The organism is Thermomonospora echinospora, assembly GCF_900108175.1.
In the GTDB taxonomy this organism is placed as follows: Bacteria; Actinomycetota; Actinomycetes; order Streptosporangiales; family Streptosporangiaceae; genus Thermomonospora; species Thermomonospora echinospora.
Window position 1 is genome coordinate 186,098 of the sequence record NZ_FNVO01000011.1, and the last position, 24,478, is coordinate 210,575.

A 24,478-nucleotide genomic window follows, 5' to 3' on the forward strand; every position below is an offset into this window, starting at 1 on the left:
TCTCCACAAGATCCGCCAGGGCGGCCGCACCGGTCGGCCGCCCACCTCCACCGGCATTCCGCCGCACTGCGGCGGGTCCGGCAAGCGCCCATCCCGTGCGCCGGAACGCCGCCGTCCGGCGTTACGCGGCGAGGGCGGAGGCTCGTACGGTGGAGGCGTGCCGAATGCCTTCGATGAGTACGAACGCGAGTTGTGGGACGGGCGGGCCGACGCCTACGAGCGGGGGTTCGCGCATCTGACGGCGTACACGGTCGGGTTCCTGCTGGACGCGGCCGGGGTACGGGCCGGTACGCGAGTGCTGGACGTGGGGACCGGGCCGGGCGTCGTGGCGGCCGAGGCGGTGCGGCGGGGCGCGAAGGTGTCGGCCGTGGACGCCGATCCGGGGATGGCGCGGACGGCCGCCCGCAACGTGCCCGAGGCGGACGTACGGGTGGCGGTGCTGCCGGGCCTGCCGCATGAGGACGGGGCGTTCGACGCCGTGGTGGGCAACTTCGTCATCAACCATGTGGGCGAGCCCGTGACCGTCGTCCGGGAGTTGCGGCGGGTGCTGTGCCCCGGCGGGCGGCTGGCGCTGACCTGCTGGGTGCTGCCGGGCAGCGGGGCTTTGGGGATCATCAAGGAGTCCATGGACGAGGTGGGCGTCGAGTGGCCCGCCGACGTCCCCGTCACGCCGTTCATGGAGTACGGCAACCCGGAGGGTTTCGCAGGGCTGCTGAAGGCCGCCGGGCTCGACGACGTGACCGTCCGGGAGCTGGACTGGGAGCACGTCGTCGACCCGGAGGAGTGGTGGCAGGCGGGGCCGATGGCCCGGGTGGGCTCCAACGGGGTGATCCTGGCCCGCCAGACCCCCGAGGTGATCGCCGAGGTCAAGGCCGAGTACCGCAGGCGGATCGCCTCCCACACCCGGCCCGGCGGCGAGGTGGCGCTGCCCGCCCATGCTTTGCTGGCCCATGGGGTGTCCGGTTCTCCACAGGGGTGATATCCGGCGGCGAGCGGTGGAACGGACCGGTAGCCTCGGGTCTGTGATTGACCTGCGAGCTCTTCGAGAGGATCCCGAGCGGCTGCGCGCCTCCCAGCGCGCCCGCGGCGAGGACGAGGCCGTCGTCGACCGGCTGATCGAACTGGACGGGCGGCGGCGGGCCGCGCTGTCGCGCTTCGAGCAGTTGCGGGCTGAGCAGAAGAGTTTCGGCAAGTCGGTCTCCAAGGCCAAGGGCGAGGAGCGCCAAGCCCTGTTGGAGCGGGCGAAGGAGCTGGCCCAGCAGGTCAAGGAGGCCGAGAGCGAGGCCGACCGGCTGGCCGAGGAGCTCGACGGGCTGCTGCGGACCGTCCCCAACATCATCGAGGACGGCGCGCCGGCCGGCGGCGAGCAGGACTTCGTGGTGCTGGAGCACGTCGGCGAGCCGCCGAGCTTCGACTTCGAGCCCCGCGACCACCTGGAGCTGGGCGAGCGGCTGGGCGCCATCGACACCGAACGCGGCGCCAAGGTCTCCGGGGCCCGCTTCTACTACCTGACCGGGGTGGGCGCGCGGTTGCAGCTGGCCCTGCTCAGCCTGGCCATGGAGCAGGCGATCGAGGCGGGCTTCGTGCCGATGTACCCGCCGGTCCTGGTCAAGCCGGAGGCGATGGAGGGCACCGGCTTCCTCGGCGCGCACGCCGCGGAGGTCTACCGGCTGCCCGACGACGACCTCTACCTGGTGGGCACCTCCGAGGTCCCCCTCGCCGCCTACCACATGAACGAGATCATCGACGAGCTGCCCAGGCGCTACGCGGCCTGGTCGTCCTGCTTCCGCCGGGAGGCCGGCTCCTACGGCAAGGACACCCGCGGCATCATCCGCGTCCACCAGTTCGACAAGGTCGAGATGTTCTCCTACTGCGCCCCCGAGGAGGCGCACGCCGAACATCTGCGGCTGCTCGACTGGGAGAAGCAGATGCTCGCCAAGGTCGAGGTGCCGTACCGGGTGATCGACGTGGCGGCGGGCGACCTGGGCGCCAGCGCGGCCCGCAAGTACGACTGCGAGGCCTGGGTGCCGACGCAGCACGCCTACCGCGAGGTCACCTCGACGTCCAACTGCACCGATTTCCAGGCCCGCCGCCTGGCGGTCCGCCACCGCGACGAGAGCGGCAAGGCGCGCCCGGTGGCCACCCTGAACGGCACGCTGGCCACCACCCGCTGGATCGTCGCGATCCTGGAGAACCACCAGCAGCCCGACGGCTCGGTCCGCGTCCCCAAGGCCCTCCAGCGCCACCTCGGCCTGGAGGTCCTCGAACCCATCCGCTGACCCACCGCCCACCCGACGCCGGGCCCCGGACTTCGGGGCCCGGCGTTGCGCCGTCCGGTGGAAGAGCAGCCGGACGCGGGGCATCCCAAGACCGCATCCCCCGAGACCGGGCCAGGGCACTTGGGACAGGGAAGAGGCATCCGGCCGGCGTTCCGCTGGGCTGTGTCCGTTTGATGCGTCGGCCGGCAGTGTGCCCGCTTGCCGCGTCCGTGAGGTTCCGGTGTACGTCGCCGGACGTCGTGCCGGTGCCGGGGCGGAGAAGGCTGACCGGCGTTCTGGGGAGCGATCACGGCGATTAAGGTGGTTTGGCGCCAGATGCGGCGGTCCGTTGGACGGGGCGACGGAGGGAGCGGGATGGTCGACGTGGGGCGATGCTGGAGGGGTTGTGGCTGAGCCGATCCCCGCCGAGGGCCGGGCGCCGCTGCTGGTCGCCACCGATCTGGACGGGACCGTCGTACGGTCCGACGGCACGATCTCGGCGCGTACCGTCGCGGCGCTGGCCCGGGTGGAGCAGGCCGGTGCCACGCTGGTCATGGTCACCGGGCGGCCGCCACGCTGGATGCGGGACATCGCCACCGCCGTCGACCACCACGGCATCGCCATCTGCGCCAACGGGGCGGTGCTGTACGACCTGCACACCGAGACCGTGCTCCGCACCCGGCTGATCGAGGCCGAGGTGATCGCCGAGGCGGTGGAACGGCTGCGCACGGCCGTCCCGGAGCTGCGCTTCGCCGTCGAGTACGCCGACGGGTTCGTCTTCGAGGCCCGCTACAACCTCGGCCGCTGGGACGCCGAGGCGCTGGGCGGCCGTCCGGTGGACGGACGGACGCTGGTCAGCCGGGGCGGCACCAAGCTGCTGGCGTTCCATCCCAGCGCCGACCCCGACCGGCTGGCCGAGCAGGTGCACACCTCCGTGGGGGACCTGGTCACCGTGACCCACTCGTCCGGCCGGGGCCTGATGGAGATGAGCGCGCAGGGCGTCACCAAGGCCAGCGCCCTGGCGGAGCTGTGCGCCGAGCGGGGAGTGGCCGCCGCCGACGTGGTCGCCTTCGGCGACATGCCCAACGACCTGCCGATGCTCACCTGGGCCGGCACCTCGTACGGTGTCGCCAACGGGCACCCCGACGTCCTGTCGGCCGTCACCCACACCATCGCCCGCAACGACGACGACGGCGTCGCCCAGACCCTCGAACGCCTCTTCCCCGCCTCCGACATCGCCACCCGGTAGGCCGCCCTGATCACCGGGTGGCCTACCGTCGATCACGACGGCACCTCCGCCGTACCCCGGCACGAGCCACCGCCCGCCGACCACAGCCGCTGCGTATGAGCGCACACCGCGGGACATCAGGCCGCACGTTGGGATACGGCGTCGCACCGATCACGGAGCCCATTCCCACCTGGCTGGTGGGCCCTGCGTGGCCGGCGCCGGAACACCTAGGCTGCGGCCGTAAAAGCGACCGGATCCGCAGGCCACGATGTCGGCATGGGGCTGCATACGGACAGCCGGCGCCGCGTGTCGGTGCGGGGGCGGGGGTCGGTCAGAGGTAGGGGCCGGAGGTGTGGCCGGGGTGCTTGGGCTGGTCGTCCTCGCCGCGGCCCGGGGTCATGCCGGGGGGCAGGACGCCGGCCGGCAGGGCCCGGCGCATCTGTTCGAGCTGGGCGCGGGCGGCCATCTGCTGGGCGAACAGGGTGGTCTGGATGCCGTGGAACAGGCCCTCCAGCCAGCCGACCAGCTGGGCCTGGGCGATCCGCAGCTCGGCCTCGCTGGGCACCGAGCCCTCGGCGAACGGCAGTGACAGGCGTTCCAGCTCCTCGGTCAGCTCGGGGGCGAGCCCGTCCTCCAGCTCTTTGATCGAGGAGGCGTGGATCTCCTTGAGCCGGGCCCGGCTGGCCTCGTCCAGCGGCGCGGCCTTGACCTCCTCCAGCAGCTGCCGGATCATCCCGCCGATCCGCATGACCTTGGCGGGCTGCTCGACCATCTCGGTGATGGGACGCTCGTCGCCCTCGGAGTCGCCGCCCTCCACCGTCATGCCGTTCGGGCCGACCACGAGGATCTGAGGGTTCTGCTCTGGCTCGTTGCTTCGGGGCTCGTTCATAATGCCTCCCATTTTCCCCCAACGCTTACCGTGCGGGTGCCCCGGCTGCAAACCGGGGGCTTCAGCCCGAGGCGGCCGGCACGGACAGCACGATCTTGCCGATATGGCCGCTCTCCTCCAGGACGCGGTGGGCCCAGGCCGCCTCGGTGATCGGCAGGACGCGGTCGACGATCGGTGCGACGCGGCCCTCCTCGATCAGTGGCCAGACGTGCTCGCGCACCGCCGACACGATCGCGGCCTTCTCCGCCAGGGGCCGTGCCCGTAGGGAGGTCGCGTGGACGGCGGCCCGCTTGCGCAGCAGCGCGTTCAGGTCCAGCTCGGCCCGCGTGCCTCCCTGGAGGCCGATCACCACGAGCCGGCCGCCGGCGTTCAACGCCTCCACATTACGCGCCAGGTACGCGGCGCCCATGTTGTCGAGGATCACGTCGAACGGCCCGGCGGCGACGAAGTCCTCCTCGCGGTAGTTGACGGTCACGTCCGCGCCCAGCTCCCGGCAGCGCGCGGCCTTCTCCGGGCTGCCCACGGTGCACGCGACCCGGGCCCCGTGGGCGTGCGCGAGCTGGATCGCCATGGTGCCGATGCCGCTGGCACCGCCGTGCACGAGGAACGACTCGCCGGGGGCCAGACGCGCCAGCGTGAACACGTTCGACCAGACCGTGCAGGCGACCTCGGGCAGCGCCGCCGCCTCCGCCAGGCCGAGCCCCCGGGGAACGGGCAGGAGCTGCCCGGCGGGCACTGCCACCCGTTCGGCGTAGCCGCCGCCCGCCAGCAGGGCGCAGACCTCGTCACCGATCTGCCAGCCCGTCACGCCCTCGCCGATCTCGGCGATCCGGCCGGACGCCTCCAGCCCGGGGTACGGGGGCGCACCGGGGGGCGGGGGGTAGAAGCCGCGCCGCTGCATCACGTCGGCCCGGTTGACCGCCGTGGCGGCCACCTCGATGACGACTTCCCCGGGCGCGGGCGCCGGGTCGGGCACCTCGGTCCATTCCAGGACGTCGGGCTCACCGGGTTCCCGAATAACGATCGCATGCATACAGATCACGCTATCGGGGCCTGGGGCGGCCGCCGAAGCGGAAGGCGGGGTCTCGGGGAGGTGACGGGACGACAACATCGCCTCGGAACAGTGTTTTCAGGCGACGTCGCGGTATTGGAGGGAGTACACGTTGCCTTAGGCTGCTGAAGACCTGTTCTTGACAGACCGCTCGGGGACAAGTCCGGAGGGAGAACCGGTGGCGAAAAACGATCAGGACCGTCGTTCCCTCGAGGAGCGACTGGCCTCTCTGGACGCCATGAGCAGGGAACGCGGCGACTCCGAATCCCCGGAGCAGGGCTCCGCGCCACCGCCCGACGCCCCGCCGGCGGCCCAGACCCCGGACTACCCCGCCGACCCCTGGCCCGCGACCCCGCCGCCGTTCCCGGGGCAGGGACCGGCGCCGGGGCCGATGGGCTATGCGCCGCCCCCGCCTGCGGAGGCGTTCCCCCAGTACGGTGGCGGTCCTGTGCCCCAGCCGCCGGGCAACGGGCAGCAGCCGCCTCCGCTGGATCCGCTGCCCGAGTACGGAGCGGGGCCGCAGACGCTCCCGGAAGAGCACCGGCCCGACCCGCCCGCCTATGCGGAGGCGCCACCGGCGGAGTTTCCACAGCCTGAGCCCGGTTGGCCGCAGGGCGGCGCACCGGGCTCGCCCGACTTCCAGAGCCCGCCGCCGCAGGATCAGCCGTTGCAGGGCGAGGTGCTCCCAGGCCGGCCGTCGCAGGACGAGCCGCCCCAGGGGCAGCCGCCGCAGGGCGAGCCGGGCTTGGCGGGTCCGCCTCCGCCGCTGGGGCCGCCCGGTCTGGACGACCCTTCTCTCGGTGCACCCTCGTTCTATGGCCCGGTGGCTCCCGGCGTCCCCGCGCCGTATCCGCCAGGCCCAGGGCACGAAGGCCCGGCGCCTCAGGGTCCTCCGCCGGGGCCGTACGGTCCGGGGCTCCAGGGACCCGCCCCACAGGGGACGCCCGGTGCGCAGGGTCCGTACGGTCCGGGACCGGAGGGATTCGCCCCGCAAGGTCCGTACGCTCCGGAAGCTCAGGGGCCCGGTGCGCAGGGTCCGTACGGGCCAGGACCTGAGGGATCCGTTCCGCAGGGTCCATACGGTCCGGGATTCGAGGGGTCCGCCCCGCAGGGTCCGTACGATCCGGGGTCTCAAGGATCCGTTCCGCAGGGTCCGTACGGATCGGGACCTCAAGGATCCATGTCGCAAGGTCCGTACGGTCCGGGAGCGCAAGGACCCGGTGCGCAGGGTCCGTATGGGCCGGGATTCGAGGGGTCCGCCCCGCAGGGGACGCCCGGCGTGCCGGGGCCGTATGGGCCGGGGCCGCAGGGGCCGGTTCCACCGCAGGGGCCGCCGCTCGCGCCGCTGCCGCCCGTCCAGGAGGCGCCGCGGCCGGCCGTGCCGCAGACCGCCGACAGCCTCAGCGCCGAGACGCTGCTGCGCGGGCGCCGGAACGCTCCCACCGGCGGCTGGCGCAAGATGCTCTACAAGGCCACCGGCGGTGCGATCCACCCCGGCGAGTCCCCCGCCGAGCTGCGCCGCCGCGAGCTCGTCGCGCGGGCCAGCACCCCCGTGGCCGGCGGTCACCACCGGGTCGCGGTGATGTCCCTCAAGGGCGGCGTCGGCAAGACCACCACCACGGTCGGGCTCGGGGCCACGCTGGCGTCGCTGCGCGGCGACCGGGTGATCGCGGTGGACGCCAACCCCGACCGCGGCACGCTGTCGGACAAGGTGCGGCTGGAGACCGCCGCGACCGTACGGGACCTGCTGAACGAGCGCGACCAGATCCAGCGGTACGCCGACGTGCGCGCGTTCACCTCGCAGGCCACGTCCCGGCTGGAGGTGCTGGCCTCCGACCGCGACCCGGCGGTCAGCGAGGCGTTCAGCGCCGACGACTACCGCGCGGTCGCCGAGGTGCTGGAGCACTTCTACTCGATCTGCCTCACCGACTGTGGCACCGGGCTGCTGCACTCGGCGATGGCCGGGGTGCTGAGCCTGGCCAACCAGCTGGTGCTGGTCAGCTCGCCCTCGGTGGACGGCGCCCGCTCGGCCAGCGCCACCCTGGACTGGCTGGAGGCCCACGACCACGGCGACCTGGTGCGCAACGGCGTGGTGGTGCTGTCGATGGTGCGCGCCCGCAGCAAGAGCACCGTCGACCTGGACCGGCTCCAGGCGCATTTCGAGAGCCGCTGCCGGGGCGTCGTGCGGATCCCCTACGACGACCACCTGGAGGAGGGCGCCGAGGTGGAGCTGGACCTGCTCTCCCCCGAGTGCCAGGACGCCTACCTGCAGCTCGCCGCCGTCGTCGGGGACGGCTTCGCCTGGCCATAGTTGGGACGAGCGGCCGCCAAGGGACGGGAAGGGCAGCGCGAACACGGCGCGGTCCCCGCTATCGTGGTGCTGCCGCTCGGCACGGAGAGTTCGCATAGTGGACTAGTGCAGGCGCCTTGAAAGCGCCCAGGGCTGGGGACAGTCCTCGTGGGTTCGAATCCCACACTCTCCGCTCACCACCGGGGCAGCGCGCCGGGGACAGAGTTTCCCGGCACGCTGCCCCGCGCTGTTTGACGGGGGCCGTGGAGGTCAGGGGGATGCGCTCACCCCGAGGCGGACGGTCCCGTCATGGGCGGTGGCGGTCAGGGAGCGGCCGTCCGGGCTGAAGGTGACGGCGGTGACGGGGCCCCGGGCGGGGGAGAACGTGGTGAGGCGGCGGTGTCGTTCGATGTCCCACAGGGTCACCGTGCCGTCGTGGCCGCCTGAGGCGAGCGTTCGTCCGTCCGGGCTGAAAGCCACGGTGAGTACTGCGTGCCCGTGTCCTGTCAGGGTGGCGAGCCGTCTGCGTTCGGCCGCGTCGAACAGCAGGATCGTGCCGTCCGCACCGGCGGTGGCCAGGGTGCGGCCGTCCGGGCTGAAAGCGACGGTGTTCGGCTTGCCGGGGACCTGCGGCAACACGGTGGACGGGGCGGATCCGATGACCGCGGCGTTCAGGTGCCTGGCCGGGCGGGCGGCATCGGCGCCGCCGGGCCCCTCCAGCCACAGTAACGTGCCCGTTCCCACCGCCAGCGCGATCGTCACCGCCGCCGCCGTGAGCACGCCTCGTCCGGTACGGGCGGGGAGCCGGAGGCCGGGGTGGGTGGGTTCGGTACGGATCTGCGTTGGCGGGAGCGCGGATCCGGGGTCATGCTCGGCCCCGGCGGGGAGGTCGATGATCTGCTGGAGCAGCACGACGGCCTGCGCGGCGGTGAGCCTGTCGGCGACGTCGTGGCGCATCAGGCCGGTGATGACGGGGGCCAGCCGCCCGGCATGGGCGGGCACGGGGGGCTCCCGGCTCAGGATGGCGTGGAAGGTCGCGTTGGCGTTGGCCCCGGGGTACGGCCGGTGCCCCTCCACCGCGTAGAACAGCGTCGCGCCCAGGGACCACAGGTCGGACGCGGGGACGGCGGGCTCGCCACGGGCGCGTTCGGGCGCGGTGTAGGCGGGCGCCCCCATGACGAAGCCGGAGTGGGTGAGGACCGGGTCGCCCTCGATGGTGGCGATCCCGAAGTCGGTGAGGACGGCCCGGCGTTCGCCGATCAGCACGTTGCCGGGTTTGACGTCCCGGTGGACGACCCCGGCGGCGTGCGCGGCCTGGAGCGCGCCGAGGATCTCCAGGCCGACCTGGGCGGCGCGGCGGGGCGACAGCGGCCCGTCCCGCTTGACGATGGCGTTGAGGGCACGGCCGTCGATCAGCTCCATGATGATCCAGGGGCAGCCGTCATGCTCGACCACGTCATAGACGGTGACCGCCCCGGGGTGCCCGATCCGGGCCGCCGACCTGGCCTCCCGCAGGCCGCGCCGGTGGCGTTCGTCCCGCCGGTCCCCGCCCGGATAGGTGGGCGGGAACAGTTCCTTGGCGGCCACGTTCCGGTGCAGCCGCTCGTCGCGGGCCCGCCAGACCACCCCGAAACCGCCCCGGCCGAGTTCTTCGGCAAGACGGTACTGCCCGGCGATCAGTGCACCTGGGCCGCTGGTCATGCCAGGAACATATATGTTGATTGAGCTGTGAAACATTACCTGCGGGAGCGTTTAACCGACCGCGGGTTCACGCGCCGGGCGGCGCCGGGAAATTCGATGGCCCACCCGGTGGCGGGCCGGTTAACGTGCGGACATGCCGAGCCTGTCGACCCTGGTCCTCTACGTGATCGCGGCCACCCTGGTGCTGGTCGCCCCCGGCCCCGCCGTTCTGTACGTGGTGTCCCAGGGCATCCGGCACGGCTCCCGCGCCGCCGTCACCGCCGTCCTCGGCGTGCACGCGGGCACCCTCGTGCAGGTGGCCGCCGCCGTGCTGGGCCTGTCGTGGCTGCTGCTGAACTCCTCCCTGGCGTTCATGGTCGTGAAGTACGTCGGCGCCGCGTACCTGATCTACCTGGGTGTGAAGGCCCTGCTCAGCCGTACCAAGGCGATGGAGGACCCGGCGGCCGAGGCGAAGACGTCGCGGCGGCTGCTCGGCGAGGGCTTCCTGGTCAACCTGCTGAACCCGAAGCTCGCCCTGTTCTTCCTGGCCTTCCTGCCCCAGTTCGTGGACCCGTCCCGAGGCGCCCCCGCCCTCCAGATCACGGTGTTCGGCCTGATCTTCGTCCTGCTGGGCCTGTGCACCGACGGCGCGTACGCCCTGCTGGCCGGAGTGATCGGCCCCTGGCTGCGCGGCCGTTCCCGCGTGCTGCGCGGCGAACGCTACGTCGTCGGCACCACCTTCATCGGCCTCGGCCTGTTCGCCGCCCTCACCCCGTCCACCCAGCGCCACAACTGAGCTTCGGCCGCGGGGTGTATCGCCTGGGTCAGGTCACCAGGCCTCGGCGGTAGGCGTAGACCACTGCCTGGACGCGGTCGCGCAGGTCGAGTTTGGTGAGGATGCGGGAGACGTACGTTTTGACGGTCTCCTGGCTGAGGACGAGGGTCGCGGCGATCTCGCTGTTGGACAGGCCGTCGGCGATGAGGCGCAGCACCTCCATTTCGCGGGGGGTCAGCGCGTTGTCGGCCGGGGTGCTCTCGGCGGGGCGGATCCGCGCCGCGTATCTGCCGACGAGCTGCCGCGTCACCTCGGGGGCCAGCAGCGCGGCGCCGGCCGCGACGGTCCGGATGCCGTGCAGCAGTTGCGCCGGCGGGGCGTCCTTGAGCAGGAAGCCGCTCGCTCCCGCGCGCAGCGCCTCGTACACGTACTCGTCCAGGTTGAACGTGGTCACCACGAGCACCTTGACGGGGTCGGCGACCCCGGCGCCGGCCAGCAGGCGGGTCGCCTCGATGCCGTCGAGGACCGGCATCCGGACGTCCATCACCACCATGTCCGGGACGAGGCGGCGGGCGAGGTCGACGGCGGCGCGGCCGTCACCGCACTCGCCCACCACCTCCAGGTCGGGCTGCGCGTCGATGATCGTCGCGAATCCGGTGCGGATCAGCGCCTGGTCGTCGGCGACCAGGACCCGGACCGGCGTGCTCACGACGGGCTCCCCGAAGGGATGCGGGCCCGTACGACGAAGCCGCCGTCCGGCCGCGGGTCCGCGGTGAAGTCGCCGCCCAGGGCGCCGACCCGGTCGCGGAGCCCGGCCAGGCCACGGCCGCTCCCGCCGGGGGAGGCGGCCGGCGAGCCGGAACCGTCGGTGCCGACCTCCACGCTGATCTCCTTGTCGCGGTAGTGCACCCGGACCACGGTACGGCTGCCGTGGGCGTACTTGAGGGCGTTCGTCAGGGACTCCTGCACGACCCGGTAGGCCACGAACTCGGCGCTGCCGGCCGACTCCGCCGGCTCGCCCGCCGCGGTGAACTCGACCGGCTGCCCGGCCCGGCGCGTCTGCTCCACGAGCGCGGGGAGCTCGCCGACGGACGGCATCCTGGCGTCGGTTCCGTGGTCGGGGTTGAGCAGGTCGAGCAGGTGCCGTAGGTCGGTGATGGCCCGCCGGCCGGTGTCGGTGACGGCGCTCAGGGTCTCGTCGAGGCGGTCGGGGGCGGCGGTCAGGTACCGTGCCGCCTCCGCCTGGACGACCATCGCCGTGACGTGGTGGGTCACGACGTCGTGGAGCTCGCGGGCGATGCGGGTGCGTTCGGCCGCGCGGGTGGCCTCGGCGACGTGGCGGCGGCGTTCCGCCTCGGCGGCCCGGGTGGAGCGCAGCCACGCCCCGATGCCCCACGCGAGGACGGTCACCAGGTAGAACGTCACGTACCCGTCCAGGCGCTCGGGGGCGCCGAGCCGGTGGAGTGCGATCGCCAGCAGCACGTACGCCGCGGAGAGGACGGCCGCGGTGGTGTACCGGCGGCGTTCCAGGTGGGCGCCCGCGCTCACCAGTGCGATCGCCAGGGCGCTGCCCGCGAACGAGTGGTAGGCGCGGAGCTGGTCGGCGGCGAAGCCGAGCGTCACGAGGGCGAGGCAGAGGGCCGGCCAGCGCCGGCGCACGGCGAGCGGGAGGCAGGTGAGGAGGATCACCGGGACGGTCAGCGCGTCGAACGGGCGGGCCGGCAGGTCGCCGACCTGCGTCCCGTGGGTCTGGAACGCCGGGACGAACGACGCGGCGACGAGCAGCAGCGGAAGCGGAAGATCCCGCACCGTGACGTCCAGCCGACGCCACAGGTCCGGGATCCGCCGGATGTCGATCACTGGGCGAGCGTAGCGGTCGCGGCGGCCCGGGCGCTCCGGCGCAGGGGGACGATGGTGCCGCGGCGGCGGGCCAGCCACATGAACACGATCGTCAGGACCGCGCCGGCGCCGACCGCGTACAGGCTCGCCTCCGGGCCGAACTCGCCGCCGCTGAGCAGGACCGGACCCGAGGTCACGCCCTCGATCAGCCCTTCGGGGGCGTCCTTGCCGGAGACGGCGGTGCCGAAGATGCCGGCCCCGGCGAAGTTCCAGGCGAAGTGCAGGCCGATCGGCACCCAGAGGTTGCGGGTGGCGATGTAGGCGGCGGCGAGCATGCCGCCGGCCTCGATGGCGATGGCCAGCGAGCTCCACAGGGTGGCGTTCGGGTTGGGCAGGTGCATCAGGCCGAACACCAGGCCGGTCAGTGCCAGTGCCATCCAGGAGCCGATGCGTTCCTCGATGATCCGGAGCAGCACGCCGCGGAACATCACCTCCTCCGTCACCGCGGCGGCGGCCATGAAGCCGAGCAGCGCGACCGCGCCGGCCGTGGAGCCGGGCCCGTCGATCCGGTAGTGGCCGAGGAAGGCGATGTTCACGATGACGGCGCCGAACATCGCGAACCCGATCAGCATTCCGCGGGTGACGGCGCCGCCGGCGCCCTTCAGGGCCACCTCCGCCGGCGCGCGGTGCTCGGTCCGCCGCACCACCCAGCGGTACGCGAGCAGGGTGAGCACCGCCGCCGCGACACCGAGGACGAGCGTGAGGACCGGGTCCCACTGCACGGCGCCGACGCCCGCGCTGCCGGCGGCGGCGACCACCACGACGACCACGAGCTGCTTCAACAGTCGCATGTTGACTCCTTCGGGGATTCCGCGGCCGGAGCACCGCGGCTTCGCCCGAAAAGCTACGGATTCAAGGGGTCCCAGATCTTCACCGCACGGTGGACACCTGCGGGTAGCTCGTACGGGGGACAAGCCCCACCGAGGCTGGCCTATGGCCTTAGGAGCGGGAGGGTCTCGGGATCTTTTGGCGTATCAGCTCTGGGCCGTTCGGCCCCACGCTGTGTCCTCGGTATCTCACTGCTCGTCGGCCGGTGGATGCTCGGCGACGAACGAGCCGAGTCCACGCGTGGTCACGATCAGTCCTTCGTTCCGCAACAGGGCGACCGCCTTCTTGATCGTGCCGCGCGCCAAGCCGGTCTCCATCTCCAGCTCGGTCTCGGAGGGGATCGGGTCGCCAGGTTCCATGGCAGCGATACGACGGCGCAGGATGGCCGCAAGCTGCTGATACTTCGGGATCGGCCCTACCTTGATCTCCTCCATGGCCGCACGCTAGGCATCCATGCCGGTGCATGCATAGGCACTGCTAGCCATGCTTGGGACACGGACAATCACGAATAAGTGCCCTGCCGGACATCGGCACGGAACACGTACTCGCTGCGCATCACGGCGTTCGCAGTTTCGATGCCTAGCCTGTCGGCGACACGCGGTGTCGCCTTGTCCCGCTCACTACGGACCGTCCGGTCGCCCATGGCACCTTGGGCCGCCATGTCCGCACGGAACGGCGAGCCGCCGCGTGCCTCGCGATACCAGGAGCGGGCCCGCCGGGTGACGGTGGGCCCTCGGTGCTCGTCGGCAAGTTACTGCTCGTCCGCCGCCCGCAGCCGGGTCCGGTCTGCCGGATACACCTCGGGCTCCTGCCCTGGCCGCTTCACCACGAACACCGGCACGCCCTCGGGGATCTTCAGACGTCTCCGTTCGTCTGGGCTCGGCATCCGAGCCTCGGCCTCCTGCCCTGGCACCAGGGTGACGATCTCGGCGTCGGCGCGGGGCCGTACGACTGTTCCCCGGCGCGGCACGGTGACGACCAGGCCCTCGCCGCGCAGCACGGCCAGCGCCTGGCGGGCGGTGCTGCGGGCCACCCCGAACTCATCCACCATGTGCGGCTCAGACGGCAACAGTTGGCCGGGGGCGAGTTCGCCCGTCCGGATACGGTCGCGCAGGATGTCGGCGACCTGCTGGTAGACGGGCCTGTCGGCGGTCGGATCGACGCTCACAGGATATGACGGTAGGTAGCGATGTGCCTACGTTCCCTTGTGCCTACATACGTACAAGGGGTAACGTCGGCAAACAGACGGCCCCGGCCCGACGGTGCAAGCGTCGGGAGGTCCCGGGGCCTGGCCAGGAGGCAAGTCCTGACGTGAGTATGAATCTAGCGGCACCGCCGCAATGGAAGATCCCGCATCCCCCTCCGGGGTGGCAACTCGCCCAGATCCGGGCGCAGTACCCCGATGCCCTCGCCTGGTACGGGGAGGCGTCCGGGCTTTGGCTGGCGGCACCGTCCGGCGCCGCCGAGATGATCCATGCGCACACCGCGGCGGGCCTCGCGTACCGGCTTGACGAGCACTACAGGCAGTACCTCCCCCAGTCCCCCCGTCCGGCCCCCGCGCGTCAGACCCGGCACCGCGGACCGGTCGGGGACCACAATCCCCGCCCGACCCGGATGGAGCAGCACCGTCCGGCGGGCGGGGGGTCCGGCGCGGTGGCACGGCCGGTGTCGCATCGGCCTGCGGCTCGCCGCGTCACCGCGCCACCTCCGAGGCGGCCCCGGCACGAGACACCCCGCAGGCCCGGTCGGTTCCGGCGGGCCATGATGCGGCTCGGATTGGTGGCCGAGCAGCCATAGGCCGGGGCGGCGGTACAGGCCCGAGCCGCCGCCCCACCCAGACGGCGGCAGCGTCCGGCGCGGGGACGCTGCCGCCCCCAGGGCCAGACACCGACCGTTGAGTGACAGATGTTTGCCGGTGACATTCCGTGCGGCCACCCCTACAGTGCGGCGCGAGCACCGGCCCGAGAAGGGAGAGAACACGATGGGTGACAAGCACGCTGGTAAGCCGCAGGAGACCAAGCCGTTCGAGCCGAAGGACAAGCCGAGCCCGGACGGTTCCAAGGGTGGCGGCGGGAAGCGCGAGAAGTGAACGGCGCCCGCGACGTGGGGGTGCTGGTCGATGCGCTGGCCGACGCGGTCGGCGCACCGGCCGAGTGGCGGGCCGCGATGCACCGCGTTCCCCGCCACCAGTTCACCCCCGATGTGGTCCTGGCCGATTCCGAGAACGGTCCCGATCGCGTGGTCGATCGGGGCGCCGACCCGGACGGCTGGTGGCAGGCGGTGTACTCGGACATCGCGCTCGTGACGCAACTGGACCGGGGCGCCGCCGATGTGGCCGCCGGTCTGGCCGCCAGCTCCGGGGACTGCACCAGCTCTTGCAGCCAGCCGTCCATGGTGATCGCGTTCCTGCGGCAGCTCGACCCCTACGACCGCCACCGGGTGCTGGAGATCGGCACCGGCACCGGATGGACGGCCGGGCTGCTGTCGGCCCGCCTCGGTGCCGAGCACGTCACCTCGATCGAGGTGGACGAACAGATCGCCAAGACCGCGGCGGCCAACCTGCGGGACGCCGGTCTGCATCCCACGCTGGTCGTCGGGGACGGCGCGGCAGGCCGGCCGGACGCGGCACCGTTCGACCGGGTCCACGTCACCTGTGCCGTGCGGGACATCCCGTACACCTGGGTGGAGCAGACCCGGCCCGGTGGGATCATCGCCCTGCCATGGTCGCCCGGGGGAGTGGACGGCTGGCAGGTCCGCCTGCATGTCCAACGCGACGGGACCGCCCTCGGCCGCATCACCGGCACGTCCAACTACATGCTGCTGCGCGCCCAGCGCCGCAGGTCCTGGGACTGGACCGGGGACGCCGAAGAATCGGCCACGCGCCTGGACCCGCGGTCGCTGGTGTGGGACTCCTATGGTGCCGACCTGGCCCTGGCCGCGCTGCTACCCGGGGTACGGCTGTTCGAGCAGCCCGGCCCGGACGACGGGCAGCACACCGTCTGGCTCGCCGACCCCGCAACCGATTCGTGGGCGACCGCGCAGTTCACCCCGGGCGCCGACGCGTACCCCATCCGCCAGCACGGCCCCCGCCGACTGTGGGACGAGGCCGAGGACGCCTACTGGCGCTGGCAGTCCTGGGGCCGCCCGGCCCGTGACCGCTACGGGATCACGGTCACCCCGAACGGCCAGCACCTCTGGCTGGACGAACCGGCCAATCCACTCACCTGACAGGGCAGGCCGAGCGACGGCAGAAGGGGCCGCGGCACCGGGAGAGGAGGCGCCGCGGCCCCGCCCGAAGAGAAATCGGCAGGGCTAGCGGCCGTTGCTGCTGAAGTGTTGGTAGTCCTTGACGCCGGTCCAGTTGCCGCCCCAGCCCCAGCCGATGTCGGCGAACGCCTGGACGGTCTTGTCGCCGCGGTGGATCAGGCCGGGGACGTCGAGGGAGCGGTCCTTGTACTTCACGCAGTCCTTGTGGGAGATGGTGCCGTCGGCGGAGACGTACGGGTTCTCGCACGGGTTGATGTCGACCGCCAGGCCGTAGGCGTGCTGCGACCAGCTGCCCGAGCCGGTGGCCTGCCGGCAGTTGAACGCCGAGGTGTTGTTGGCCTCGATGGAGTCGAAGTCGCTGCCCCGGTACTTGTCGACCGGCTCCATGCGCGCAATCGGGTACTTCCGGTCGAACAGCTTGTGGAAGACGCCGGTGAGCTCCTCGGCGGCCGAGGCGTTGACGATCAGGCGGCCGTTGTGGACCTTGCCGTCCATGCCCCAGTGGTTCATGTCGATCGCCCGCAGCCCGGACACCGGCACTGGGCAGCCCTCGCGCCAGGAGTACTTCAGGTCCGGACGCGACACCTTCTTGATGTCGGCGGTGAACCGCGGCGGGCCGGACGGGCTCGGCGGGGACGTGGCCGGGCCGGTCGCCCTGGGCGGGGACACCGGGCTCCCCGCGCCGTTGTCCCCGGAGCCGCCCCCGCCGCATCCGGCCAGGACCGCTCCCAGCATCATCACCATCGAAACCGCGCTGATCAGGGGTTTCTTAGCCACCTCACCAGCATCGCACGAAAGCGGACGTGGTTCGGACCCGGCCGCGTGGATGTCCTGGCCCGACCCAGGGGTATCCGTTACGGTGCCGGGTAGATGGTCTGTCCACGCACCGGCACGGGAATCGTGATGACCGACCCGCAGAACAAGGAAATCCCCACACTCGAAGACGAGCTGTTCGACCTGGCGCCGGACGGCAGGGCCGTCGGTGGACGGGCCGAGCCGATCATCCGGACGCCCTCCTCCCCGCCCTGGGAGCTGTTCGCCAAACTGGACCGGCGTGACGTCGTCCGGGGGGCGGCCGGGTTCATGACGTTCACCTTCATCGACTTCGTGATGATGTACGGACGGTTGACGGGGCACAACCGGGCCAGCGTGCTGCCGCAGACCGTGACGCTGCTGGTGCTGGCGTTCGGGCTCGGCGGCCTGCTCGCCTGGCACGTACGAGGGGCGTGGCGGCCCTACGGCTTCGGGATGATGCTGGGCTGGGTGGCCCTGACGCTGCTCTCCGCCGGATGGCTCACCGGCGTGATCCGCTGAGCCGTACGCCGGGAGGCCGGGACGTCGGGAGGTCGGGAGGCCGGAGGGCGTTCCCAGGCCCGCCCGGGTGCTTCTCCCCGGTACTGCGGCAGGCCGATCGTTCCCGGTCTCGGCCGGGTGCGAGACTGCCGGGGTGGAGGACACACTGCGGTCGATGGTCGGTGTCCGGCGGGGGCATTTCCGGCTGGAGTCCGGACACCATGGTGATCTCTGGCTGGACCTGGACTCCCTGTTCCACCGGCCGGTGCGGCTGCGGCCCATGGTGGAGTCGCTGGCGCGGCGCATCGCCGGTCATGGGGCGGACATGGTCTGCGGGCCGCTGAGCGGGGGCGCGTTCGTCGCGCAGATGGTGGCCTTGGAATTGGACATCGAGTTCTGCCATACCGAGCGCACCGAGGCACCGCAGGGCGATGGGCTGTATTCGGCCCGTTATCGGCTGCCCCGGGGAGTTTCGGTACGCGGTCGGCGGGTGGCCGTGGTCGATGATGTGATCAACGCCGGTTCGGCGGTGCGGTCCACGCTCACCGCCTTGCGTACGGGCCAGGCCGACCCGGTGGCGATCGGCGCGCTGCTCACGCTGGGCACACCCGCGTCGGCGCTGGCGGCCGACCAGGGGATCGCCCTGGAAGCGGTGGGCCGCCTCGACAACACGCTGTGGGAGCCGCAGGACTGCCCGCTGTGCGCCGCCGGCGAAGCCCTGCAAGACCTGGTCGTTCACGACAGCGACGCCGGTTAGGGGAGAGCGGACCGAGCCGTCGGCGAAGCCCCGCATGACCTGGTCGTTCATGACGGTGCTTCCGGTTGAGGAACGAAGGGCCGAGCCGCCGCCGATGGTGCCTTGGAGATGACTCGCCTCCCGCACAGGCCTGCCGTAGCCGGCGCTTTCGCTAAGCGCGTGTGCAGGAGTTCCGCAGGTGACCGGGACGCCGTGCGACCGGCTGAACGCCGGCCGCCGCGTCGGCTCCGATCTCCGTGGTGAGCAGGGCCTCCGAAAGACCGCTCAGCTCTTCAGGCAGATGCAGAACGGATGGCCGGCCGGGTCGGTGAGCACCCGCCACCGGTCTCCACCCGGCTGGAAGTCCGGCTTGGCCGCGCCGAGCTTAAGGCAGGACGCCTCCGCCTCGTCCAGGTCGTTCACGTAGAGATCCAGGTGGTAGCGCTTGGGGGAGTCGGCCTCCGGCCAGTTCGGCGGGCGGAAGCCGTCGACGCGTCCGAAGCCGATGGGGGCTCCCGGCCCGGTGATCATGGCGTAGTCGTCCTCGGCATGGGTGATCTCCCAGCCGAGGATCTGGTGGTAGAACTCGGCCAGCGCACGCGGGTCGGCGCAGTCCAGGTTGACCATGGCAAGTTCGGCGAATCCAGTCATGGCAGCAGCCTGTCGGGGATTCCTGACACCTTCTGGCAGGATCATCGGGCGTTGTTGCCGCAGACCGCCCGATCCCTGGCCGGCCTGTACGGCTAGGCGGTCTTTCGGACAGGCCCTACCGGGCGGGTTCGTCCCTGGGCGCCTGGCTCGGGAGGAGGGCGTGGCGCATCATGTCCGACAGCCATCGGCGGTAGGCGTCTTCAGGCCAGCCTTGTTGGCGTACCAGGGCGTTGTGGTGGGCGGGGTCGTTGAAGAACCAGAGGACGTCAACGGCCCGTTCGATGTCCGGGTCCTCGCGGAGCGGCCCCAGGGAACGGGCGTGTTCGGCCACCATGCGGGCTCCGGCGCGGCGGTTGCGCAGCAGCGTGTCCCATAGGTCGGCGACCTCGGGGGTGGCGTCGGCGGCGCGGCGGACGGTTTCGAAGATCGGTCCGGCCCGGCCGTTGATGATCGTGCATACCCCGGCATAGGCGTCCAGGACCCCGGCGGGGGTGGTGGCGTCCCACACCGGGCGGAACCAGGGCCGGTCGGCCACCGGGACGGGTTCGTCGTCGCCGGCCAGGGCCTGGTCCAGCACCTGTTTGAGCAGGGCGGGCTTGGAGCCGAACGCGGCGGACACCGTCGGACGGGCCACCCCGGCGGCTGCGGCGATGTCGGCCAGCGAGGTGGCCGCGTAGCCGTGCCGGACGAACAACTCGCCCGCGGCGGCCACGATCGCCTGCCGGGTACGGCGAGCGCCGTCCTGACGCACCCGGGACTGATACCGCCGCTTCGGTCGCTGCTCCTTGACCATCGTCACGATGCTAGTGCTACATTCATAATAACGCTGGCTATCCAATAGTCGCTGTCTAGCCAAAGGAGTCCAGGCCATGACCCAGCCGGACAGTCCTCCGACCACCGTCCGTCCCTACGTCCGCCGTGACGGCGAGGGCGAGGCGTTCTGGTTCCTGGGCAATCTCGTCACCGTCAAGGCCGCCGGTGCCCACACCCGGGGACGGCTGACCGTCGTGGAGTTCGTCAACCCGCCCGGCTTCGCTCCGCCACTGCACCGCCACCTGGAGGAGGACGAGCTGTTCTACATCCTGGACGGCACCGCGCGCTTCCAGTGCGACGGCGAGGACCTGGCCGCCGGGCCCGGTGACCTGGTGCACCTGCCCGTCGGGCTGCCGCACACCTTCGTCGTCGGCCCCGACCGGCCCCTGCGGTGCCTGCAGATCACCACTCCCTCCGGATTCGAGAACTACGTCGCCGCCCTCAGCGAGCCCGCGGCCGAGCGCCGCCTGCCCGACCCGCCTCCCGCCGACGCCCCCATCGACCTGGCCGCCCTCGGCCCCATCCACGCCCGGCACGCCATCGAACTCCTCGGCCCGCCCCCACAACACTGACCGCCGCCCGGTCGTACGACCACGTACGCGCCACCCGGCGGCCGACGATCACGGTGGGCGCGGTCTCAGGCCGCATGCTTTGAAGGGGCCGGGGTGACGATGGGCCGATTGCAGCGGTGCCATCGTCGTTCGGGTGCCGGGGGCGGGAACGCCGGAATCGGCGCTCATCCCTTCGGGGCGACGCGGTGGACGAGGTCGTCCGCCGCGTCAGCGGACCTCGGCGATGCGTTCGTTGACGGCGCGGAAGGCCCGGCCGATGGCCTGGAGGTCCTCGGGGTCGATGACGTCGATGAAGAAGTCGCGTACGGTTTCGACATGGTCGCGGGCGGCGCGTTCCAGGGCGGCGAAGCCCTCGTCGGTGAGGTGGGCGAAGACGCCGCGCTTGTCGTTGGGGCAGGACTCGCGGCGCACCAGGCCCTTGGTCTCCAGCCGGGTGCAGGTGTGCGACAGCCGGCTGCGGGACTGACTGGCGTGGTCGGCGAGCTCGGCCATGCGCAGGCTGTGCCCCGGTGCCTCCGAGAGCCGCACCAGGATCTCGTACTCCGACTCCGAGAGCCCGTGCTTGCTCTTCAGGTCGCGGTCCATCAGGTCGTGCAGGCGGAGGCTGCCGTCGACGAAGGCGCGCCAGTCCCGCTGCTGGCCGGCGTCGAGCCATCGCGGTTCACTCATGCCGTCTAGCATACTTCACAAGTTTAATTTTCAATTACTTTCCACCCCAACCCGCCCCCCTTGGGATGTTGTCACCCGGTCTGTGCCCTGGATGCGGGCGGCGCACGCCTCGCCGGACGGCCCATCGCACCCGAGTCCATGATCCATGGAACCGCCCGCGCCGACGGTCGGGAATAGTTTAGTTTTCAACTAGGTTGTCATCGGACGCCACACCGGAACGGCCCTTGGAGGACCCGATGCCCGCCGTCACCGCCGACACCCTCACCCTGCCGCGCCTGCCCCGTCTGCCCGAGTCGGAGAAGGCCGGACGCCGGGTCGCCAAGGTCGTCACCGCCCGCCGCTCCGTGGAGGGCGAGGGCTTCGAGGTCCGGCGCCCCTTCCCCGGCATGGACCTCGCGCTGGCCGACCCGTTCCTGCTGCTCGACCACATGGGCGCCGTCGAGTACGCGCCCGGCGAGGCCAAGGGCACGCCCTGGCACCCGCACCGCGGCTTCGAGACCGTCACCTACATCATCGACGGGGCGTTCCAGCACCAGGACACCACCGGCGGCGGCGGGCTGATCGCCGACGGCGACACCCAGTGGATGACCGCCGGGGCCGGGATCCAGCACATCGAGCAGCCCCCGCCCGAGCTGGTCGCCAAGGGCGGCCTGTTCCACGGCGTGCAGCTGTGGGTGAACCTGCCCCGCGCCCAGAAGTGGGCGCCGCCCCGCTACCAGGACATCGGCTCCCGCGACATCACGCTGCTGGCCAGTGCCGACGGCGCCGCGCTGGTCCGAGTGATCGCCGGTTCGCTCGCCGGGCACGAGGGCCCGGGGGTCACCCACACGCCGATCACCTACCTGCACGCGACCGTCGCCCCCGGCGCCCGCCTCACCCTGCCGTGGCCCCGGGACTTCAACGCCCTGGCCTACGTCCTGTCCGGCCATGGCACCGCGGGCCCGGAGGACCGCCCGGTGAACGAGGGGCAGCTCGCGGTCTTCGGTGGCTCGCACCACACCGAGCACGGCGACGCGCTCACCCTGCGGGCCGCCGACAGCCAGCCACTGAACAGCAAGAACGGCTGGGAGGTCCTGCTGCTGGGCGGCCTGCCGCTCCGCGAGCCCATCGCCCGCTACGGCCCCTTCGTGATGAACACCCGCGAGGAGATCGTCCAGGCTTTCGAGGACTTCCAGGCCGGCCGCATGGGCCGGATCCCCGCCGAGCAGGTCCCGCACCGCTCCGCCGCCGACGAGCCCATCGCCGGCTGACCCCTCCCCGTGGCCCGCCCCTCCCGAAGGGGCGGGCCACGGTCTGCTTTCCAGAGGGTTCGGCGGAGCCGCCGGGCGAGGTACGGGTCCGTTGGGGGCTGGCCCGCTCTTCCGCCCGTGGCTTGCTCCTCCTGGAGGGACGGGCTGGTCTGTTCCCTGGACGGTCCGGTGGGGCCGCCGGGTGGGTGCGAGTCCGTTGCGGGCTGGTCCGTCCTTCCGCCTATGGCCCGTCCCTCCGGAGGGGCGGGCCGTGGCACGCTGGCGGGGTGAAGCCACCTGAATCGCTGACCGAGGTACGGGCCCGCATCGACGCGCTGGACGGTGAACTCGTGCGGCTGCTCGCCGACCGTCAGCGGCTCGTCCGCGCCGCCGCCACGTTCAAGACCGACGAGCAGGCCGTCCGGGCTCCCGACCGGGTCGAGCGGGTCGTCGCCGCAGTCCGGGAACGCGCCGCCGCAGCAGGGCTGGCCCCCGAGGTCGCCGAGTCCGTCTGGCGCGCGATGATCGCCGCGTTCATCGAGTACGAGCTGGCTCAGCACCGTTCCGCCGCCGACGGGACCGGGACCGCCACGGGCTGACCGGCTACGCCGTCCGGTCCAGGAGGGTGCGCAGGATGGGCTCGGCGTGCGTCCACAGGACCGCGCCGCCGATCCCCGGGATGACGTGCCGGGTGGCGCCGGGGATGCGGGTCGCCAGTGTGGCCCCGTTGTCCGGGGAGTGGCTGGTGTCCTCCTCGCCGTACCAAAGGTCGACCGGTACGGCGATGGACGCCAGGTCGAACGGCCAGCGGCCCATGGCGAGCACCGTGTCCCGGGCGTATCCCTGCGGGCCTTGGGCGAAGCCCTCCTCCAGCGCCCTGCGGTAGGCGGACGCGAACGCGGGGTCCTGGTAGACGGCCAGGTCCGACTGTGGGCTGCCGCCCATGACCATGTCCCACATCGCCTGGGGACCGAAGCCGGCGAACACGCCCTCCGCGCGTACCGGATCGGAGGTCACCGTCTCGACCAGGCCGCGCAGGTCGCCGGGCAGGGCGTCGGCGAACTCGGGCGCGGCGACCTCGTCCGCCCCGGACACCACCGCCAGACCCGCCACGACGCCCTCGGCGGCGCAGGCGAGCGCGAAGGGCGTCCCCTGCGAGTTGGCGACCATCGCCGGACGTCCCAGGCCCAGCAGCGCGGCCAGTTCGCGGATGTCGGCGGCATGGTCGGCGAACGTCCGGCCCGGCGCCGGAGTGGAGGCGCCCAGCCCCGGCCGGTCGACGGAGATCAGCCGAACGCCCAGCCGGTCCAGCGCGCCGCCGCCGAAGCCCAGCCATCGGCTGGTCGCCGCGCCCGGTGACAGCAGAACCGGGATCCCGCCCGGCGGCCCCCACTCCGCCCAGCCCAGCAGCCGCCCGCCGGGCAGCCGGCTCTCGCCGAGCCGGACGGGGTCATCGACGTGTACGTTCATGATCGTGATTGTGGCCGTCCACCGGCCGCGCCGACGACAGGTTTTCGCTGGTGGAGCCGTATCGGCCTGGGCGACGTCTACCCACGCTGATCCTTGTGCGGGTCAGCCCGTGAGAGGTACGGCGGCGACGGTGTCCCACCGATACAGGTGACCGTCGCGCACCTGCTCCACCAGATAGGCCCACCGCACCGTAAGCCGGCAGGGCTCCGGAGGGTCGGCCAGCGCCTCGAAGATCGGTTCCGCGGGCCCGTCGGTGTTGCAGTAGGCGACGGACAGATGCGGCGTCCAGTCCGGCTGGTCGTCCAGTTGGTGGGCGGTGACGGTCTGCGCGACGCCCCGGCGGATGGCGTCCCGCACCGGATCCAGCGCCCGTTCGGGTTCGACCCCCAGCGCCACGCCCTCCTCGTAGAAGTACAGGCGCCCGATCCGCGCGGTGACCGGGGGCAGCGTCCGGAACGACTCGGCCACGGCCGAGGTCATCGCCTTCACCTCGTCCCGGGGGATCTCGTCGGCGAATCCCACGATCTGCGTGGTCAGGTGCAGCCACTCGTCGGGCACGGGATCCAGCCCGCCGACTCCCGCCAGCCGCTCCCGGAACCGGCCCGCCAGCGCCCGTACATCCGGCTGGTCGTCCACCAGCAGATGCCACAGCAGCATCCGCCGCCCGGGCCGCGCTCCCGGTCGCCACCACCAGTGATCACGCATCCTCTGCACCACAGCCCTCCTCAGGTGAACGGCCGGACCCGTCCATTCTCCGTTGGGACGGCGGACACGGCCGCTCGTCCGGCGAAGAACCACCGACGGACCCGGCTCGCGGAGGGGGTTGACGAGGGTGCGGTGGATCATCTAGTTTCCGTACTAGTTAATTAACCGAAGAGGA

The 24,478-nt window shown here is 72.1% G+C and carries 24 protein-coding genes, 1 tRNA gene and 1 pseudogene; 12 read left to right on the top strand and 14 right to left on the bottom strand.

Annotated elements, in window-relative coordinates:
• Window positions 1-157 precede the first annotated feature (157 nt).
• From C4U03_RS24065 to C4U03_RS24075, 3 genes are all read left to right on the top strand, one after another.
• Window positions 158-979: a class I SAM-dependent methyltransferase gene (locus C4U03_RS24065; RefSeq protein WP_103940275.1), complete on the top strand. Its 822-nt coding sequence runs from the start codon at window positions 158-160 to the stop codon at window positions 977-979.
• Window positions 980-1,022: 43 nt separating this feature from the next.
• A complete protein-coding gene (gene serS, locus C4U03_RS24070) occupies window positions 1,023-2,279 on the top strand; it encodes a serine--tRNA ligase (protein ID WP_103940277.1) in 1,257 nt (418 codons plus the stop codon).
• A gap of 385 nt (window positions 2,280-2,664) precedes the next feature.
• A complete protein-coding gene (locus C4U03_RS24075) occupies window positions 2,665-3,507 on the top strand; it encodes a Cof-type HAD-IIB family hydrolase (protein ID WP_103940278.1) in 843 nt (280 codons plus the stop codon).
• A 310-nt stretch (window positions 3,508-3,817) separates the two neighbouring features.
• Here the strand turns inward: C4U03_RS24075 and C4U03_RS24080 are convergent, their stop codons facing one another.
• Together C4U03_RS24080 and C4U03_RS24085 are read right to left on the bottom strand one after the other, a co-directional pair.
• The gene (locus C4U03_RS24080) at window positions 3,818-4,375 is read right to left on the bottom strand and encodes a bacterial proteasome activator family protein (protein WP_103940280.1); all 558 of its coding nucleotides are present in this window, start codon (window positions 4,373-4,375) and stop codon (window positions 3,818-3,820) included.
• A 61-nt stretch (window positions 4,376-4,436) separates the two neighbouring features.
• A complete protein-coding gene (locus C4U03_RS24085) occupies window positions 4,437-5,408 on the bottom strand; it encodes an NAD(P)H-quinone oxidoreductase (protein ID WP_103940282.1) in 972 nt (323 codons plus the stop codon).
• 1,492 nt (window positions 5,409-6,900) lie between these two features.
• Here C4U03_RS24085 and C4U03_RS43015 point away from each other — a divergent pair.
• Both C4U03_RS43015 and C4U03_RS24095 read left to right on the top strand, forming a co-directional pair.
• Window positions 6,901-7,737: pseudogene (locus C4U03_RS43015) on the top strand (nucleotide-binding protein); the annotation flags it as partial.
• Window positions 7,738-7,820: 83 nt separating this feature from the next.
• Window positions 7,821-7,909, top strand: a tRNA-Ser gene (locus C4U03_RS24095).
• A gap of 77 nt (window positions 7,910-7,986) precedes the next feature.
• Here C4U03_RS24095 and C4U03_RS24100 read toward each other — a convergent pair.
• Window positions 7,987-9,417: a WD40 repeat domain-containing serine/threonine protein kinase gene (locus C4U03_RS24100; protein ID WP_160147079.1), complete on the bottom strand. Its 1,431-nt coding sequence runs from the start codon at window positions 9,415-9,417 to the stop codon at window positions 7,987-7,989.
• Between the two features lie 133 nt (window positions 9,418-9,550).
• On the opposite strand from C4U03_RS24100, the gene C4U03_RS24105 reads away from it, so the two are divergent.
• Window positions 9,551-10,192 (top strand): LysE family translocator, encoded by a 642-nt coding sequence (locus tag C4U03_RS24105; RefSeq protein ID WP_103940288.1) that lies wholly within the window; start codon window positions 9,551-9,553, stop codon window positions 10,190-10,192.
• 28 nt (window positions 10,193-10,220) lie between these two features.
• Here the strand turns inward: C4U03_RS24105 and C4U03_RS24110 are convergent, their stop codons facing one another.
• The 5 genes from C4U03_RS24110 to C4U03_RS24130 all read right to left on the bottom strand — a co-directional run bounded on the left by C4U03_RS24110 (window position 10,221) and on the right by C4U03_RS24130 (window position 14,066).
• Complete coding sequence (locus C4U03_RS24110; protein WP_103940290.1) at window positions 10,221-10,880, bottom strand: response regulator; 660 nt, start codon at window positions 10,878-10,880, stop codon at window positions 10,221-10,223.
• Complete coding sequence (locus C4U03_RS24115; protein ID WP_103940292.1) at window positions 10,877-12,031, bottom strand: sensor histidine kinase; 1,155 nt, start codon at window positions 12,029-12,031, stop codon at window positions 10,877-10,879. Before C4U03_RS24115 ends, C4U03_RS24110 begins: the two co-directional genes overlap by 4 nt.
• Window positions 12,028-12,861 carry a CPBP family intramembrane glutamic endopeptidase gene (locus tag C4U03_RS24120; RefSeq protein WP_103940294.1) on the bottom strand — a complete coding sequence of 278 codons (834 nt, stop codon included), beginning with the start codon at window positions 12,859-12,861 and terminating at the stop codon, window positions 12,028-12,030. Before C4U03_RS24120 ends, C4U03_RS24115 begins: the two co-directional genes overlap by 4 nt.
• Window positions 12,862-13,086: 225 nt before the next feature.
• Window positions 13,087-13,332: a GntR family transcriptional regulator gene (locus C4U03_RS24125; protein ID WP_103940296.1), complete on the bottom strand. Its 246-nt coding sequence runs from the start codon at window positions 13,330-13,332 to the stop codon at window positions 13,087-13,089.
• A 317-nt stretch (window positions 13,333-13,649) separates the two neighbouring features.
• The gene (locus C4U03_RS24130) at window positions 13,650-14,066 is read right to left on the bottom strand and encodes a GntR family transcriptional regulator (protein WP_103940298.1); all 417 of its coding nucleotides are present in this window, start codon (window positions 14,064-14,066) and stop codon (window positions 13,650-13,652) included.
• 917 nt (window positions 14,067-14,983) lie between these two features.
• On the opposite strand from C4U03_RS24130, the gene C4U03_RS24135 reads away from it, so the two are divergent.
• On the top strand, window positions 14,984-16,126 hold the full coding sequence (locus C4U03_RS24135) for a methyltransferase domain-containing protein (RefSeq protein WP_235018084.1): 1,143 nt from the start codon (window positions 14,984-14,986) through the stop codon (window positions 16,124-16,126).
• Window positions 16,127-16,210: 84 nt separating this feature from the next.
• Here C4U03_RS24135 and C4U03_RS24140 read toward each other — a convergent pair whose 3' ends face one another.
• Complete coding sequence (locus tag C4U03_RS24140; protein ID WP_103940300.1) at window positions 16,211-16,942, bottom strand: M15 family metallopeptidase; 732 nt, start codon at window positions 16,940-16,942, stop codon at window positions 16,211-16,213.
• Between the two features lie 126 nt (window positions 16,943-17,068).
• On the opposite strand from C4U03_RS24140, the gene C4U03_RS24145 reads away from it, so the two are divergent.
• Both C4U03_RS24145 and C4U03_RS24150 read left to right on the top strand, forming a co-directional pair.
• Entirely contained in the window at window positions 17,069-17,479 is a 411-nt protein-coding gene (locus C4U03_RS24145; RefSeq protein WP_103940302.1) for a hypothetical protein, read from the top strand.
• Window positions 17,480-17,612: 133 nt separating this feature from the next.
• Complete coding sequence (locus C4U03_RS24150) at window positions 17,613-18,215, top strand: orotate phosphoribosyltransferase (RefSeq protein WP_200827420.1); 603 nt, start codon at window positions 17,613-17,615, stop codon at window positions 18,213-18,215.
• Window positions 18,216-18,479: 264 nt separating this feature from the next.
• Here C4U03_RS24150 and C4U03_RS24155 read toward each other — a convergent pair whose 3' ends face one another.
• Together C4U03_RS24155 and C4U03_RS24160 are read right to left on the bottom strand one after the other, a co-directional pair.
• Window positions 18,480-18,845 carry a VOC family protein gene (locus tag C4U03_RS24155; protein ID WP_103940305.1) on the bottom strand — a complete coding sequence of 122 codons (366 nt, stop codon included), beginning with the start codon at window positions 18,843-18,845 and terminating at the stop codon, window positions 18,480-18,482.
• A gap of 115 nt (window positions 18,846-18,960) precedes the next feature.
• Complete coding sequence (locus C4U03_RS24160) at window positions 18,961-19,638, bottom strand: TetR/AcrR family transcriptional regulator (RefSeq protein ID WP_235018093.1); 678 nt, start codon at window positions 19,636-19,638, stop codon at window positions 18,961-18,963.
• A gap of 76 nt (window positions 19,639-19,714) precedes the next feature.
• Between C4U03_RS24160 and C4U03_RS24165 the strand changes: the two genes are divergently transcribed.
• Entirely contained in the window at window positions 19,715-20,230 is a 516-nt protein-coding gene (locus tag C4U03_RS24165) for a quercetin 2,3-dioxygenase (RefSeq protein WP_103940309.1), read from the top strand.
• Between the two features lie 207 nt (window positions 20,231-20,437).
• On the opposite strand, the gene C4U03_RS24170 is transcribed toward C4U03_RS24165, so the two are convergent.
• A complete protein-coding gene (locus C4U03_RS24170; RefSeq protein ID WP_103940311.1) occupies window positions 20,438-20,899 on the bottom strand; it encodes a MarR family winged helix-turn-helix transcriptional regulator in 462 nt (153 codons plus the stop codon).
• Window positions 20,900-21,135: 236 nt separating this feature from the next.
• Here C4U03_RS24170 and C4U03_RS24175 point away from each other — a divergent pair, with 236 nt between their 5' ends.
• Window positions 21,136-22,149, top strand: coding sequence for a pirin family protein (locus tag C4U03_RS24175; protein ID WP_103940313.1), 1,014 nt, complete (start codon window positions 21,136-21,138; stop codon window positions 22,147-22,149).
• A 266-nt stretch (window positions 22,150-22,415) separates the two neighbouring features.
• The gene (locus tag C4U03_RS24180; RefSeq protein ID WP_103940315.1) at window positions 22,416-22,727 is read left to right on the top strand and encodes a chorismate mutase; all 312 of its coding nucleotides are present in this window, start codon (window positions 22,416-22,418) and stop codon (window positions 22,725-22,727) included.
• A 4-nt stretch (window positions 22,728-22,731) separates the two neighbouring features.
• On the opposite strand, the gene C4U03_RS24185 is transcribed toward C4U03_RS24180, so the two are convergent.
• Both C4U03_RS24185 and C4U03_RS24190 read right to left on the bottom strand, forming a co-directional pair.
• Window positions 22,732-23,598 (bottom strand): alpha/beta fold hydrolase, encoded by an 867-nt coding sequence (locus C4U03_RS24185; protein WP_103940317.1) that lies wholly within the window; start codon window positions 23,596-23,598, stop codon window positions 22,732-22,734.
• Between the two features lie 102 nt (window positions 23,599-23,700).
• Window positions 23,701-24,303, bottom strand: a complete 603-nt coding sequence (locus C4U03_RS24190) for a 2'-5' RNA ligase family protein (RefSeq protein WP_160147080.1) — start codon at window positions 24,301-24,303, stop codon at window positions 23,701-23,703.
• Window positions 24,304-24,478 lie beyond the last annotated feature (175 nt).

What these genes read in the sequence shown, in the direction of transcription:
- C4U03_RS24190 (WP_160147080.1), bottom strand. Translation starts at nt 24,303, where the DNA reads ATGCGTGATCACTGGTGGTGGCGACCGGGAGCGCGGCCCGGGCGGCGG.
- C4U03_RS24080 (WP_103940280.1), bottom strand. Translation starts at nt 4,375, where the DNA reads ATGAACGAGCCCCGAAGCAACGAGCCAGAGCAGAACCCTCAGATCCTC.
- C4U03_RS24185 (WP_103940317.1), bottom strand. Translation starts at nt 23,598, where the DNA reads ATGAACGTACACGTCGATGACCCCGTCCGGCTCGGCGAGAGCCGGCTG.
- C4U03_RS24145 (WP_103940302.1), top strand. Translation starts at nt 17,069, where the DNA reads ATGACCGACCCGCAGAACAAGGAAATCCCCACACTCGAAGACGAGCTG.
- C4U03_RS24100 (WP_160147079.1), bottom strand. Translation starts at nt 9,417, where the DNA reads ATGACCAGCGGCCCAGGTGCACTGATCGCCGGGCAGTACCGTCTTGCC.
- C4U03_RS24120 (WP_103940294.1), bottom strand. Translation starts at nt 12,861, where the DNA reads ATGCGACTGTTGAAGCAGCTCGTGGTCGTCGTGGTGGTCGCCGCCGCC.
- C4U03_RS24175 (WP_103940313.1), top strand. Translation starts at nt 21,136, where the DNA reads ATGCCCGCCGTCACCGCCGACACCCTCACCCTGCCGCGCCTGCCCCGT.
- C4U03_RS24125 (WP_103940296.1), bottom strand. Translation starts at nt 13,332, where the DNA reads ATGGAGGAGATCAAGGTAGGGCCGATCCCGAAGTATCAGCAGCTTGCG.
- C4U03_RS24085 (WP_103940282.1), bottom strand. Translation starts at nt 5,408, where the DNA reads ATGCATGCGATCGTTATTCGGGAACCCGGTGAGCCCGACGTCCTGGAA.
- C4U03_RS24160 (WP_235018093.1), bottom strand. Translation starts at nt 19,638, where the DNA reads ATGGTCAAGGAGCAGCGACCGAAGCGGCGGTATCAGTCCCGGGTGCGT.
- C4U03_RS24105 (WP_103940288.1), top strand. Translation starts at nt 9,551, where the DNA reads ATGCCGAGCCTGTCGACCCTGGTCCTCTACGTGATCGCGGCCACCCTG.
- C4U03_RS24170 (WP_103940311.1), bottom strand. Translation starts at nt 20,899, where the DNA reads ATGAGTGAACCGCGATGGCTCGACGCCGGCCAGCAGCGGGACTGGCGC.
- C4U03_RS24155 (WP_103940305.1), bottom strand. Translation starts at nt 18,845, where the DNA reads ATGACTGGATTCGCCGAACTTGCCATGGTCAACCTGGACTGCGCCGAC.
- C4U03_RS24165 (WP_103940309.1), top strand. Translation starts at nt 19,715, where the DNA reads ATGACCCAGCCGGACAGTCCTCCGACCACCGTCCGTCCCTACGTCCGC.